Below are 13,794 nucleotides of genomic sequence, written 5' to 3'. Positions count from 1 at the left end.
TTGCACGCACAGATTGTACAAACGGACGAACAACTAAGAGATGCATTCTCTGTACGTAAACAAGTGTTTGTAAATGAACAACGTGTCTCTGCTGAAGAAGAGTACGATGAGTTTGAAGAAACTTCAACACACGTTGTTATATATGACAATGATGTTCCAGTTGGTGCTGGACGTTTTCGCACCCTTGATGGTATAGGGAAAATGGAACGCATTTGCGTGCTAAGTTCCCATCGGAAAAAAGGTATCGGAAAAATTGTTATGGATGCGCTTGAAGCGTATGCAAAAGAAAATTCGCTACCAAAATTGAAACTTCATGCTCAAACACATGCTGAAGATTTCTATAAAAAACTTGGCTATGTAACGAGTTCTGATGTATTTATGGAAGCAAATATCCCGCACGTCGTAATGATAAAAGAATTGTAATTTGAAAACAGGAGGTGACCCCTCCTGTTTTTTACATTGCTATTTTCTTTTTCTTCCGCTAAAGTTAAATGTTGATGCTATAGTTTTGAAGGTGAACATATGACACAAGAAAAATTTTCACAAAAATCGTTAACACACGCTGATATTCCGCGTGCGACATATCATATTCCGAAAACATCTACCCATTTAATTATGGAAGAAGATGTAGATGCGGCTTATTTCCGCGCTCTCGAACAACAAAATGTTTTTTTAAACGAAAAACAATTAGAAGCCGTGCGCACAACAGAAGGTCCTGTTCTCACACTAGCTGGTGCTGGAAGCGGGAAAACATCTGTTTTAACAACTCGCGTTGGTTATTTAGTAAATGTAAAACAAGTTCATCCACGAAATATTTTATTACTTACATTTACACAAAAAGCAGCTGAAGAAATCCGAAGTCGTGTTGCGAAGTTACCAGGTATGAATCATGCAGCAAGTAGCTATGTTGTTGCTGGTACATTCCACTCTGTTTTCTTAAAATTGCTTCGTAGTCAAGGGTATAATCAGCAAATTTTAGCAAATGAAAAACATAAACAAATTATGATAAAGAAAATCTTAAAAGAATTGCGTTTAAAAGACGATTATGATGCGGAAACGATACTCGCGATGATTTCACTTGAAAAAAACAAATTAAATCGTCCGAAAGATGTAAAAGCGAAAACACCAGTGGAACAAGAATTTAAAGAAGTATATGAACGTTTTGAAGAAGTAAAACAACGATACAATTATATTGATTTCGATGACATCTTATTGGAAACATATTATATGTTAGAAAATAATGCTCCTTTACTAACTCAATTACAACAACGTTTTCACTACATTGAAGTAGATGAGTTTCAAGATACATCGTATGCACAATATGAAATTGTAAAATTGTTAGCCACACCAAGAAATAATTTGTTCATCGCAGGTGATGATGATCAAGCTATCTATGGCTGGCGAGGGGCAAGTCACCAAATTATTTTATCTTTTCCAAAAGAATTTGATAACACAACAATCATTGCACTAAATACGAATTATCGATCTAATCCCTTTATCGTCGGGCTTGGAAATGAAGTTATAAAATTAAATCAAGAACGTTTTGATAAAGAGCTATACTCCGTTCGTGAGGAAGGTGTACAACCTTTTTATGCAAGACCTGCTACGACTCTTGATGAAGCAAATCAAATTTTACAGCTCATTCAAGAAAAAGTAGATAGCGGTGAACGAAACTATAAAGATTTTTGTTTACTATATCGCACACATTCTGTAAGCCGTTCGTTACTTGATCAGCTTACCATTCATAAAATCCCGTTTATTAAACACGGGGCGAGCCAATCATTTTATGAACATTCTTTAATTAAGCCTGTATTAGATCATTTAAGACTCGTGATTGAGCCGTTTCGACTAGAATCACTTTCAAACATATTGCCGACGATGTATATCGGACGTGATGATTGTATTTCATTTATTGAGCGTGAACAATGGAAATATGGTGAAGGCCGTTTTCCTTCTCTTCTTCATTTCTTATTATTAAATCCGAGCTTAAAACCTTTTCAAGTGAAAAAGGTAAATGAGCGTATTGATTTTATTAAATTTATTAAAGAATTAGAACCGAAAAAAGCATTAAAAGAAATCATTCATGGTAAAGGAAAATATTTAGAGTACTTACAAAGTAACGATCGTTCTTCCTTTACGATGCATAAAGACATACAAGAAGAAATGTTGGAAGAATTAATGGAGTCTGCAACTCGTTTCACCGATATTCCAGCTTATTTACAATTTATTGACGAAGCGATTCAAGGTCAAAAAGAAATGGAAGCATTAAAAACAATGCCGCAAAAAGATGCCGTTTCACTTATGTCAATTCATAACGCAAAAGGCCTTGAATTTCCATGTGTCTTTTTACTTGGAGCGAGTGATGGGATCCTGCCGCATACTTCTTCTTTAAAAGATGCAAATGATCGTGTTACGGAAACTTCTGAAGCATTAGAAGAAGAACGCCGATTACTTTATGTCGCCATTACACGTGCGAAAGAAGAACTTTACATTTCTTCTCCGCAATTTTTCAGAGGAAAGAAATTAGATATATCTCGTTTTTTATATACTGTGCGAAAAGATTTACCTGAAAAGACATCCACTAAATAAGGATGTCTTTTTTTATAATGCGTTATGTACATCCCTCCTATATAAATTCCTTATTTTTATCATAAGAATTAACGTAATATCAACCATAACCCACTCATATTGTAATAGTGTATGTCAGAACTCACGAGAAGGAGTGAACATAATGAGCTGCAATTGTAATGAAGATCATCAACATGAGTGTGATTTCAACTGTGTATCGAATGTTGTTCGTTTTATACATGAACTACAAGAATGTGCAACGACAACATGTGGATCTGGTTGCGAAGTTCCATTTTTAGGTGCACATAACAATGCATCAGTAGCTAATACACGTCCTTTTATTTTATACACAAAAACTGGAGAACCTTTTGAAGCATTCGCACCATCTTCAAGCCTTACTAGTTGCCGATCTCCTATTTTCCGCGTAGAAAGTATAGATGATGATGACTGTGCTGTATTGCGTGTATTAACTGTAGTTTTAGGTGATGGTACCGCTGTACCACCTGGTGACGACCCAATCTGTACGTTTTTAGCTGTACCAAATGCAAGACTAATATCAACCTCCACTTGCATTACTGTTGATTTAAGTTGCTTCTGCGCTATTCAATGCTTACGCGATGTTTCTATTTAAAACTAAATAATGAGTTAAGCATGGATTGGGTGGCAGATAATTCTGCCACCCAATCCATGCTTAAAGAGTATTCTTATGTAAATTTCTTAAAATTGGGAACTTGTCTAGAACATAGAACCTGTCCTTTTCATTAACTGAAAGTAGAAACAGATAAAGGAGTGAAAAACATGTTCTCTTCTGATTGCGAATTTACTAAAATCGATTGTGAGGCGAAGCCAGCTAGTACACTACCTGCCTTTGGTTTTGCTTTCAATGCTTCTGCACCTCAGTTTGCTTCACTATTTACACCACTATTATTACCTAGCGTAAGTCCAAATCCAAATATTACTGTTCCTGTAATCAACGATACAGTAAGTGTCGGAGATGGCATTCGAATTCTACGAGCTGGTATTTATCAAATCAGTTATACATTAACAATTAGTCTTGATAACTCACCTGTTGCACCAGAAGCTGGTCGTTTCTTCTTATCATTAAATACGCCAGCTAACATTATTCCTGGATCAGGTACAGCAGTTCGTTCTAACGTTATTGGTACTGGTGAAGTAGATGTATCCAGTGGTGTTATTCTTATTAACTTAAATCCTGGTGACTTAATTCAAATTGTGCCAGTTCAGTTAATTGGAACTGTAGACATCCGCGCAGCAGCATTAACAGTTGCACAAATTAGTTAGTAAAAAGCGGTATTTCTAATACAGAAATACCGCTTTTTATATATAATAAAAAACACTCACAGTAGCATGAGTGTTTCATTCTTCATATTGTTTTATTGCGTTCTTCTTTTTCCCACAATTGCATCCCTTTTTCTTCACAAATCCTTGTTGTTGTAATTGTTCTTGATATGCCTGTTGTTGTGCTTGGTGTTGTTGCTGTATATGATACCACTGCTGCAGGTCATATGAATTTTGCCTTGGATTATTGCTCACAGCAAACATCTCCTCTACTGTCAATTCTGTCTATTTACTATATGAACAACTCTTTATTTCCGTTCCCTCATTCTTTTAAACTCCGCTTTTTCTCGTATTATGAAAATATATTATTCTCCCATAAAATATCCTGTAATTGTTTCAATGATTGCTGCTGCTCCTGCAATGGCTAATAATGCAAGTAACGGCTCCGCAACGATAGGAATCCAATTATATAAAACTAATAAAAAAGCACTAACCCATACACCTGTACACCAATAACAGCTTAATAATTCGCCAATCCACTTTCTTAATCCATTACCTTTAACTTTTGTAAACGTTGATACACTTCCATCCGGCTCCGTAATCTCTAATTCATCAATAAATGGTCTTCGCAAAAAGGCTGTTATTTTATCATATACAATTAAACGAGTGAGCCTAAAAGCAGCTAACGCAAAAATAAAAAATAAAAGCCAGCTTGTAAACAGCATAATTCCACCTTCCCTTATCCTCTTTCGCCTATTTAAAAAAAAAGGTCTTGAGATTGTGACCAAATCTCCTCGACTCCAATATCTTATTAATGTAAATACAAACAAGAAGATAAGGAGTGACATTAATGAGTTGTAACGAAAATAAACACCATGGCTCTTCTCATTGTGTAGTTGACGTTGTAAAATTCATCAATGAATTACAAGATTGTTCTACAACAACATGTGGATCTGGTTGTGAAATCCCATTCTTAGGTGCACATAATACTGCATCAGTAGCAAATACACGCCCTTTTATTTTATACACAAAAACTGGAGAACCTTTTGAAGCATTTGCACCATCAGCAAGCCTTACTAGCTGCCGATCTCCAATTTTCCGTGTGGAAAGCGTAGATGATGATAGCTGTGCTGTGCTACGTGTATTAACTGTAGTATTAGGTGACGGTACTCCAGTACCACCTGGTGACGATCCAATTTGTACGTTTTTAGCTGTACCAAATGCAAGATTAATATCGACAACTACTTGCCTTACTGTTGATTTAAGCTGTTTCTGTGCGATTCAATGCTTACGCGACGTTTCTATCGTAAAGTAAACTAAAAAACTATTGGGGTGGTAGAAGCATTCTACCACCTTTACATATTTAAAAGCCGGCCATACTAATCGATTGGATATCATCTATAGACAACCTAATATCTCTCATACTATTTTGCGGCATAATAGATACAATGCCATTACGATACGATATGATCGATCCAACATAAGAAACTGTAGCTGTTTTTATTCTGCACCTTACTTTCGGAATGTAATGAGGGCGGTTTAATAAAAAATGAATTTTTTCATCATTATTCATATCCTTAAATGATTTATTATACGGGACAGTTCTTACTGGCTCTTGCTGTTCTGGCTGTTCTTGCTCTGTCTGTTCTTCTTTTTCCTCTTCTTCTATTTTTTCTTCCACTTGCTGCTCTTCTTGTTGTTCTTGCTCTATTACCTCTTCCACAGCACTGCTTACAATATTTTCTTGTCTATTACTTTGCTCTTTTTGATCTTCATTTTCAAAGTTTGTCAGGATAATCCTTTTTATTTTCGGTGCAGCAAGTTCTAAACTCACTTGCGCAATATATAACAACGGTTTTCCAACTGTTGAACTTTTATTTTTATTCTTCACACTCGTCCCTCCCACTTCCATACGTAGCTGAATAAATCGTGTACTATTATAGTTATATTCATCACGTGGTAAGAACTTTCGTTAAAAATCGTTCTTTCTCAGAACAAATAAAAAGGACAATCTCAGCATTTAGAGATTGTCCTTTAAAAATTAATATTATATTTATCCTAGGATATGATACCCTGAATCAACGTGAATGTTTTCTCCTGTTACACCGCGTGCTAAATCACTGAATAGGAATACTGCTGTATCGCCAACTTCTTCTGGAGTTGTTGTACGACGAAGTGGTGCGCGCTCCTCAATTTCTCTTAAGATTGAGTTGAAATCGCCTACACCTTTTGCAGATAACGTACGAATTGGTCCTGCAGAAATAGCGTTGACGCGAATACCATGTTGACCTAAATCGTTCGCTAAATATTTCACGCTCGCTTCTAATGAAGCTTTCGCAACACCCATAACGTTATAATTTTTCACAACGCGCTCGCCGCCAAGGTATGTTAACGTTAAAATATTTCCGCCTTCTGTCATTACTTTCTTCGCTTCTCTTGCTACAGCTGTTAAAGAGAATGCACTAATATTTTGTGCAAGTAAAAATCCATCGCGAGAAGTATCTACAAATTCACCTTTTAAGTCATCGCGATTTGCAAAAGCAATACAATGTGCTACACCGTGAATAGTACCTACTTCTTGTTTAATTGTTTCAAAGCAAGCTGTAAGTTCCTCATCATTCGTTACATCACAAGGTAATACAAGTGATTCTTGTCCTTCTAATGTGTCCGCTAATTCACGAACATTTCTTTCTAAACGTTCTCCTGCATATGTGAATATTAATTTTGCACCTGCATTATGCAAAGAGCGAGCAATTCCCCATGCAATACTTCTTTGGTTCGCAACGCCCATAACAACAAATGTTTTCCCTTGTAATAGTTCCATGATATATCCTCCCAGAAATACTTATACTTGTTATTAGTACCTGATACTATAATTATAGTACCATAAAACCGCTTAAAGGCAAACAAAAAAGTCATTAACAGAAAGTTGTTAATGACTTTTGGTTTCTATAAAAAACCGCTCTAATCCTTCTTCCCAAGAAGGCATTTGTGAAAAACCATTTAATCGTAGCATGTTGTGTTGAAAAATAGAATATTTGGGCCTCGCAGCTGCAGCCCCGAATTCTTCCGTTGAAACAGGTAATACATTCACTTTCATATTTGCATACGAAAATATCTTTTGTGCAAATTCAAACCAAGAGCATGAGCCTCTGTTTGATACGTGGTATGTACCGTATAAAGAAGTATGAATGAGCTTATTAATAACCATATTTAAATCCGCCACATACGTAGGCGAGCCAACTTGATCCGCTACAACAGATATTTCATCTCTTTCTTTTCCTAATCGCATCATCGTTTTCACGAAATTATTTCCATATTTACCATATAGCCACGATGTGCGAACGATAAAATATTTATTATGTAACTCTTTGACGAACTGCTCCCCCGCATACTTAGAGGCTCCATATATATTTATCGGCGCTGGACTATGAAATTCGTCGTATCCATCTGGTCTAGCGCCTTGAAATACATAATCAGTACTAATATAAACTAGCTTCGCCCCTACTAATTGTGAAGCAACCGCTACATTTCTAGCTCCGATTGCATTTATTCTATATGCAAGATCCTGTTCTTTCTCCGCATGATCTACTTTCGTATAGGCAGCACAATGAATAATTATATGTGGTTTTATTTCTTGTACTACTTGTTGTATTCGGGATATATTTGTCACATCTAATAACTTTTTATCAAATGGATATATATCATATTCTTCAGAGTTTAACTCTTCAAATAGTTGCTTTCCTAATTGACCGTTTGCTCCTGTTATGATAACCCTCTCTTTCATGTAACATGCCCCTTACTGGTCTTTTAGTGGTTTCCACCATTCCTTATTCTTTTCATACCATTTCACCGTCTCTTGTAATCCTTGTTCAAACGTATATTTCGGTTCCCAATCAAATTCAGTCTTCATTTTCTCTGCATCAATCGCATAACGACGATCGTGCCCTAAACGATCTGTAACATATTCAATGTCTTTTTTTGTTTTTCCTAAAAGAGTGATAATTTGTTCCACAACTTCTACATTTGTTTTTTCATTATTGCCACCTATATTATATACTTCTCCTACACGTCCCTTATGCAGCACAACGTCAATCGCACTGCAATGATCTGTTACATGTAACCAATCTCTTATATTTAAACCATCACCATATAATGGTAGTTTTTTTCCTTCCAGTGCATTCGTAACCATTAACGGAATTAATTTTTCGGGATACTGGTACGGCCCATAATTATTAGAACAACGCGTTACTATAACCGGTAATTGATATGTTTTATAGTAAGATAAAGCTATCATGTCCGCGCTCGCCTTACTTGAAGAATACGGACTATTTGGAGCTAACGGCGTTGTCTCTGTGAACTTCCCTGTTTTCCCTAAAGAGCCATACACTTCATCCGTTGATACTTGCACAAGTTTTATATGCGAATATTTTTTAACTAGTTCTAATAAAGTGACCGTCCCAATTACATTTGTATCATAAAAAGGAATCGGATTTTCAATACTACGGTCCACATGTGATTCAGCTGCAAAATTTACAATCACTTGTACGTCTCGCTCTTTTATAACGTATTCTAATAGCTCTCCATTTTGAATTTCTCCTTTTACAAAAAAGTAATTCGGGTGATTCTGAAGAGATTTTACGTTATTTAAATTCCCGCTATATGTTAATGCATCGTAATTAATAATTTTATATGATTCATAACTTTGTAGCATGTAATGAACGAAATTACTTCCAATAAATCCAGCCCCACCTGTTACTAATATATTCATAAACAACTCTCCTACTTAAAAACTATCTTCATATTCCTCTAGTAATGGCAATATCTGATCCTTATCGGACAATATAGGATCTGTTACTGGCCAAGGAATTGCTAAATCTTTATCTTCCCAAAGTAATCCAGAGTCGTGCTTTGCGCTATAATATTCATCTACTTTATACATAACGATAGTATGCGGGACAAGCGTGCAAAATCCATGCGCAAATCCTTTTGGCACTAGTAACTGCCGATGGTTATCTGCACTTAAAATATATCCTTTCCATTGTTTAAATGTTGGTGATTTTTTTCGTAAATCAACGATAACATCATAAATTGCCCCTTGCATAACTTGAATGAGTTTCGTTTGTGCTTTCGGTTTTTTTTGAAAGTGTAGTCCCCGAATCGTTCCTGCCTTAGCCGAATAAGATACGTTATCCTGTACAAATGAATACGTTATCCCTAATGTTTCTAGCACCTGCTTATTATAGCTCTCTGAAAAAAAGCCACGCTCGTCTCCAAACAACCTCGGTTCTAACAATTTTGCATCGGTAAAATTTGTTTCTACAACTTTCATATTCTCACCTATTCTCCGTTAAACTGTTTCCCAAAATTAATACCCCGTGCTAACGTATTCGCCTTTTGAAGCGAAGCATGAGTTCCCGCATCAGTCCACCAGCCGCTCATTTCATTATAAGTAAGTACCCCTCGTTTTAAATACCAATTATTTATATCTGTAATTTCAAGTTCTCCCCGTGCAGAAGGTTTTAATTCTTTAATATAAGAAAAGACTTTCGAATCATACAAATAAATTCCCGTAACCGCATAAGAACTTTTCGGCTCTTTCGGCTTTTCTTCAATTTTAACTATTTTTCGGTTTTGAATATGTGCTACGCCAAATCTTTCGGGATCTTCTACAGATTGCAATAGCACTTTCGCACCTTCTTTTTGATTTGCAAACTCTTCAACATACGGAAGAATATCATCTGAAAAAATATTATCCCCTAATATAACTACCATACGATCATTCCCGACGAAATCTTCACAAAGCCCTAACGCCTGTGCAATACCGCCTGCTTTATCTTGCACACGATACGTAAAGGACACGCCAAATTCATGACCACTTCCTAAAAAGCTAACAACATCCCCCATATGCTCTTTACCTGTAATAATCATAATATCTGTAATATCACATTGTTTTAGCTTATATACCGCATGATAAATCATCGGATACCGACCAACAGGAAGTAAATGTTTATTCGTTACTTTCGTTATTGGATATAATCTAGATCCAGTACCACCTGCTAAAATAATTCCTTTCACTTTGCATCTCTCCTTTATGATGGAGATAATATATCTTTGTAATGTTCTACAAACACTTTCCGGTACTTCTCATATGTATCCGCATCAAACTCATCCCCGTTGTAATGAATACACCATAAATTTGCTTGATTTGGGATACCGATTAAATAACCAGCCCTTTGAAACTCTAAAGACTGTGACACATCATAAAAGTGAAACCCTTGAAACAAATCTTCTCGCCACGGAATATCATACTGCGTTGCCATGAATAAACCATCAATTGCCTGAACTGACAAAAATGGTTGATTACCATAAAAAACCTGATCTAAATTTAATAATTGATAATTCTGTCTTCTATACTCAATCACTTTCCCTACTAAATTTTTTCCTTCCCACCATATCCCGTTATTCGGTAAAAACTGAGCTCCAGCGACTCCTATTAAACCAAGCTTTTCATTTTCTTTAAAAAGAGATATAAGTGTAGAAAACATGTCTCGATTAATAAGATATGTATCTTGATGTATATACACTTTGTATTTCGCTGGATATGAAAGGGCTCGGTTGTATGCACTCGCCATACTTTGTGCATCTCGTATCGGAAAAATTTGTACGACATAACCAGGGGGAACAAAAATGTTTCTTATTTGGCTCTCACATTGTTTGAAAAGCTCCTCATTATTTACACAAACAACGACTAATATTGTATGATCTTTCATTTTTGTCCCCCCTTTTATTCTTCCTTATTTATATCTGACATATAGTGTTCCACAAATATTTTTCGATACTTTTCATAGTTCGTCATATTCACATCAAAATGATAATGGATACACCAAGCATCGCGCTGTACAGGTACACCAACTGTATATCCTGCTTTTTTAAATTCAAACGATTGAGATACATCATAAAAATCAAATCCGTCAAATAAGTCTTCTCGCCACGGAACATCATATTGTGTCGCCATTAATAAACCATCAATACATTCTACAGGAATAAATGTTTTTGATTCATGATACGGTTGTTCTAAACTTGCCATATAAAACAAATCATTCATATAACCAATGACCTTTCCTACAATTCCACGCCCTTCGTTCCATACACCAGTTGGAGGAACATATTGCGCTCCAACCATCCCAATCATACCAAGATGTTCATGTTCCTCAAATAATTGAAGTAATCCGTATAAAAAGGCTCTATTTATAATAAAAACATCTTGATGTATATACACTTTATACTTTGCTGGATGCGAAATGGCTTGATTGTATCCACTCGTCATACTTTTCGCATTTCGAATCGGCATAAATTGGACAATATATCCTGGCGGTACTAACAATTGCAATATATGTCGCACGCAGTTTGCATACAATTTCCGATCATTTATACATGTAACAAATAATATTGTTTTGTCTGCAGCACTCATAATTGTGATTTTTCAGCTTCAATAATATACTGAAATACAACTGTCTCAGCCATGAAGCCACTTCCAAGACGATATTTTTTACAAATTCCATATAACTCCTCAATAAGCGGCTCATACATTTTATGATCAACATATACACGATCTACTTTACTAATTGAATATCCTGCTTTTAAAAACATTCTTAGCATTTCATTGAATGTAAAGAAACGAATATGTGTTTTATCTAATAAACCATATTCTGTATACGTCCAATTTCCAGCAAGCAAGGGAGCTAATACTGAAATATGAGCAACGTTTGGTATACTTGCTAAAATCACACCATTTTGCTTTATATATGGCTTTACTTTTTCTATTACAGCCCATGGATTAAATAAATGCTCTAATACATCCCCAAATATGACGCAATCAAATTGCCCCTCCTCATAAGGAAGATCTATTTTTTCTATATCCCCTAAAATAATATGATCTAGTCTTTCCTTCGCTTTTTCTGCCGCCTCTGGAAATGCCTCAATTCCTGATACACGTGTACCGTTTTCTTTAATAGCTGCTCCCAATGCACCGCTCGAGCAACCAATATCAAGAACTTCTTTCCATTCCTTTTTTATATGCTTTAATAAATTCGGATTCGCTGCATTATAATAATGCTCGGATTTTTCTTCATATAAAGAACTTTTTTCGCGACTCATTTCACACACTCCTTATGCAAATTGAATTAGAAATATAAATCTCATATGAATTCTATAAAGTGCAGATTTTGTTCATCCCCCACTGATTATTAGCCCACAAATAGTAGTATAAAACCTTTTATTTATATTGGTTACGTTACTGATACTCTAATATATAACCAATCTATTAGAGTTAGAATAACGATAAATCATTTCTAAAAAACGAAACCTATTACACTTTATATGGTTTATCAAAAACTCCCCGAAAATATTTACGGTTATATTCAATTGCAGCATTATTCGGAACATAAGAAGCTGCTAATTCATTGTAATAATACGCTTTATCCTGCTCCCCTAACCTGCTATAACAAATACATATTTGTAAATAGGGTAGCCATGTGTAGCTAGCTGGACTATGGAAAGGACTTTCCGTTGCCATTGGTACTTCCGTTGCAAGTTTAAACCAAAATATCGCTTCATTATATTTTTCTTGTTCCATATATATATATCCTATTCTTGTACAATTCTCTCCTCTAGGGACGCCATACCGAAACGACTTCACACAAGATTCGATTGCCTTCTCCCACATTCCGAGCTTTGCATAGCAATCTCCTAACTTACCACATGCATAAATTTTTTCTTCATACCATCCTTCGTCTTGATTAAGAAATGTTTCATATAGAAGAACTGCATCATCATATTTTTGGTTATCCGTAGATTCATTTGCGTAATAAAATAAATCTCTCGGACTCAATTCTTCTCCTGCCGCTACAGTATTTTGAAAAATTTTCAAATTACGATTTGTTACTTTTTTTTCTTTTTTATGTGTAATAGCAACATTACTACTAAAAACCTCACCAGAAATAGCTAAATACTCATGAACCTTTCCAAACCATTGGAATTGTTTTTCACGCTTTACAAGTCGATTTCTTTTTGTACAATATAAAGGTTTCCCGTTAGAATCCATCGCAAGATGATAAGGCATCGAAACAGCATCAATTTTAGGATCTAATTCTCTTTTTAAAAGTTTCAATGCTTCTTGAGCATCTTCTAATAATACGTCATCTGCATCTAGCCACAATATATACTCTTGCGTCGCTTTTGAAAAAGAAAAATTTCTTGCTGCTGCAAAATCATCAATCCACTGGAAATCATATATGTTAGAAGTGTATTTCTCTACGATTTCTTTCGTTCGATCGACGGAGCCTGTATCAACCACTATAATTTCATCCACAATTTTTTCAACTGTGTCTAAACAACGGGCTATTGTCTCCTCCTCATCTCGAACAATCATACATAGACTAATTGTAATTCCTTGCTTGTTCAACATAATCACCCTCTTCCAAATCAATCATATGTTATACATATACTAAACTTTCCATTTTTTTAAATTGTTCAAGTAGTTTAAGATTTCTTTTCAATAATTCAAATGTCCGTGTCATTTTCTTTCGGTTTTGCATCTACTATATAATGAACGCTTTATGGAGGTGAATTTATGTCAAATAATAATTATTCAAATGGATTAAATCCCGATGAATCTTTATCAGCTAGTGCATTTGACCCTAATCTTGTAGGACCTACATTACCACCGATACCACCGTTTACCCTTCCGACTGGGCCGACCGGGCCAACTGGACCGACTGGACCTACGGGGCCTACGGGGCCGACTGTACCTACCGGGCCAACTGGACCTACGGGGCCTACGGGGCCAACTGGACCGACTGGACCGACTGGACCGACTGGACCGACTGGACCGACTGGACCGACTGGACCGACTGGACCGACTGG

Annotated in this window: 17 protein-coding genes and 1 pseudogene; 6 read left to right on the top strand and 12 right to left on the bottom strand. The window is 35.8% G+C overall.

Annotation, left to right across the window (positions count from 1 at the left end):
- The 4 genes from ACQRBL_RS05940 (at window position 1) to exsF (ending at window position 3,870) form a co-directional block, all read left to right on the top strand.
- Entirely contained in the window at window positions 1-423 is a 423-nt protein-coding gene (locus tag ACQRBL_RS05940) for a GNAT family N-acetyltransferase (RefSeq protein ID WP_000543308.1), read from the top strand.
- A 99-nt stretch (window positions 424-522) separates the two neighbouring features.
- On the top strand, window positions 523-2,589 hold the full coding sequence (locus ACQRBL_RS05935) for an ATP-dependent helicase (RefSeq protein ID WP_000191194.1): 2,067 nt from the start codon (window positions 523-525) through the stop codon (window positions 2,587-2,589).
- Window positions 2,590-2,731: 142 nt separating this feature from the next.
- Window positions 2,732-3,199: a spore coat protein CotY gene (gene cotY, locus ACQRBL_RS05930; protein WP_001277719.1), complete on the top strand. Its 468-nt coding sequence runs from the start codon at window positions 2,732-2,734 to the stop codon at window positions 3,197-3,199.
- A gap of 167 nt (window positions 3,200-3,366) precedes the next feature.
- Window positions 3,367-3,870, top strand: a complete 504-nt coding sequence (gene exsF, locus ACQRBL_RS05925; protein ID WP_000492939.1) for an exosporium protein ExsF — start codon at window positions 3,367-3,369, stop codon at window positions 3,868-3,870.
- 75 nt (window positions 3,871-3,945) lie between these two features.
- On the opposite strand, the gene ACQRBL_RS05920 is transcribed toward exsF, so the two are convergent.
- Together ACQRBL_RS05920 and ACQRBL_RS05915 are read right to left on the bottom strand one after the other, a co-directional pair.
- Entirely contained in the window at window positions 3,946-4,131 is a 186-nt protein-coding gene (locus ACQRBL_RS05920; protein ID WP_023521433.1) for a hypothetical protein, read from the bottom strand.
- Between the two features lie 101 nt (window positions 4,132-4,232).
- The gene (locus ACQRBL_RS05915; RefSeq protein ID WP_000899664.1) at window positions 4,233-4,592 is read right to left on the bottom strand and encodes a DUF1360 domain-containing protein; all 360 of its coding nucleotides are present in this window, start codon (window positions 4,590-4,592) and stop codon (window positions 4,233-4,235) included.
- A 125-nt stretch (window positions 4,593-4,717) separates the two neighbouring features.
- Between ACQRBL_RS05915 and exsY the strand changes: the two genes are divergently transcribed.
- Complete coding sequence (exsY, locus tag ACQRBL_RS05910; protein WP_001277739.1) at window positions 4,718-5,182, top strand: exosporium assembly protein ExsY; 465 nt, start codon at window positions 4,718-4,720, stop codon at window positions 5,180-5,182.
- A 48-nt stretch (window positions 5,183-5,230) separates the two neighbouring features.
- On the opposite strand, the gene ACQRBL_RS05905 is transcribed toward exsY, so the two are convergent.
- From ACQRBL_RS05905 to ACQRBL_RS05860, 10 genes are all read right to left on the bottom strand, one after another.
- The gene (locus tag ACQRBL_RS05905; RefSeq protein WP_081366311.1) at window positions 5,231-5,779 is read right to left on the bottom strand and encodes a spore coat CotO family protein; all 549 of its coding nucleotides are present in this window, start codon (window positions 5,777-5,779) and stop codon (window positions 5,231-5,233) included.
- Window positions 5,780-5,920: 141 nt separating this feature from the next.
- On the bottom strand, window positions 5,921-6,691 hold the full coding sequence (fabI, locus tag ACQRBL_RS05900) for an enoyl-ACP reductase FabI (protein WP_000421885.1): 771 nt from the start codon (window positions 6,689-6,691) through the stop codon (window positions 5,921-5,923).
- Window positions 6,692-6,799: 108 nt separating this feature from the next.
- The gene (gene rfbD, locus ACQRBL_RS05895) at window positions 6,800-7,654 is read right to left on the bottom strand and encodes a dTDP-4-dehydrorhamnose reductase (protein ID WP_000664659.1); all 855 of its coding nucleotides are present in this window, start codon (window positions 7,652-7,654) and stop codon (window positions 6,800-6,802) included.
- Window positions 7,655-7,666: 12 nt separating this feature from the next.
- A complete protein-coding gene (gene rfbB, locus ACQRBL_RS05890) occupies window positions 7,667-8,638 on the bottom strand; it encodes a dTDP-glucose 4,6-dehydratase (protein WP_078993520.1) in 972 nt (323 codons plus the stop codon).
- Between the two features lie 15 nt (window positions 8,639-8,653).
- Complete coding sequence (gene rfbC / locus ACQRBL_RS05885; protein ID WP_000869417.1) at window positions 8,654-9,199, bottom strand: dTDP-4-dehydrorhamnose 3,5-epimerase; 546 nt, start codon at window positions 9,197-9,199, stop codon at window positions 8,654-8,656.
- Between the two features lie 8 nt (window positions 9,200-9,207).
- Complete coding sequence (locus ACQRBL_RS05880; protein WP_000676162.1) at window positions 9,208-9,945, bottom strand: sugar phosphate nucleotidyltransferase; 738 nt, start codon at window positions 9,943-9,945, stop codon at window positions 9,208-9,210.
- A gap of 14 nt (window positions 9,946-9,959) precedes the next feature.
- Window positions 9,960-10,640, bottom strand: a complete 681-nt coding sequence (locus ACQRBL_RS05875) for a glycosyltransferase family protein (protein ID WP_000651524.1) — start codon at window positions 10,638-10,640, stop codon at window positions 9,960-9,962.
- A gap of 14 nt (window positions 10,641-10,654) precedes the next feature.
- Window positions 10,655-11,341: a glycosyltransferase family protein gene (locus tag ACQRBL_RS05870; protein WP_001271180.1), complete on the bottom strand. Its 687-nt coding sequence runs from the start codon at window positions 11,339-11,341 to the stop codon at window positions 10,655-10,657.
- The gene (locus tag ACQRBL_RS05865) at window positions 11,338-12,027 is read right to left on the bottom strand and encodes a class I SAM-dependent methyltransferase (protein ID WP_000085804.1); all 690 of its coding nucleotides are present in this window, start codon (window positions 12,025-12,027) and stop codon (window positions 11,338-11,340) included. Before ACQRBL_RS05865 ends, ACQRBL_RS05870 begins: the two co-directional genes overlap by 4 nt.
- A gap of 211 nt (window positions 12,028-12,238) precedes the next feature.
- Window positions 12,239-13,336: a glycosyltransferase gene (locus ACQRBL_RS05860; protein ID WP_411995819.1), complete on the bottom strand. Its 1,098-nt coding sequence runs from the start codon at window positions 13,334-13,336 to the stop codon at window positions 12,239-12,241.
- 165 nt (window positions 13,337-13,501) lie between these two features.
- Between ACQRBL_RS05860 and bclA the strand changes: the two are divergent.
- Window positions 13,502-13,794 (top strand): annotated as a pseudogene (gene bclA, locus ACQRBL_RS05855) (collagen-like exosporium glycoprotein BclA); the annotation flags it as partial.

The organism is Bacillus sp. AF62 (assembly GCF_050312695.1).
Lineage (GTDB): Bacteria > Bacillota > Bacilli > Bacillales > Bacillaceae_G > Bacillus_A > Bacillus_A cereus.
Note: the sequence above shows the minus strand (reverse complement) of the source record. Positions and strands in the feature narration are given on the sequence as shown.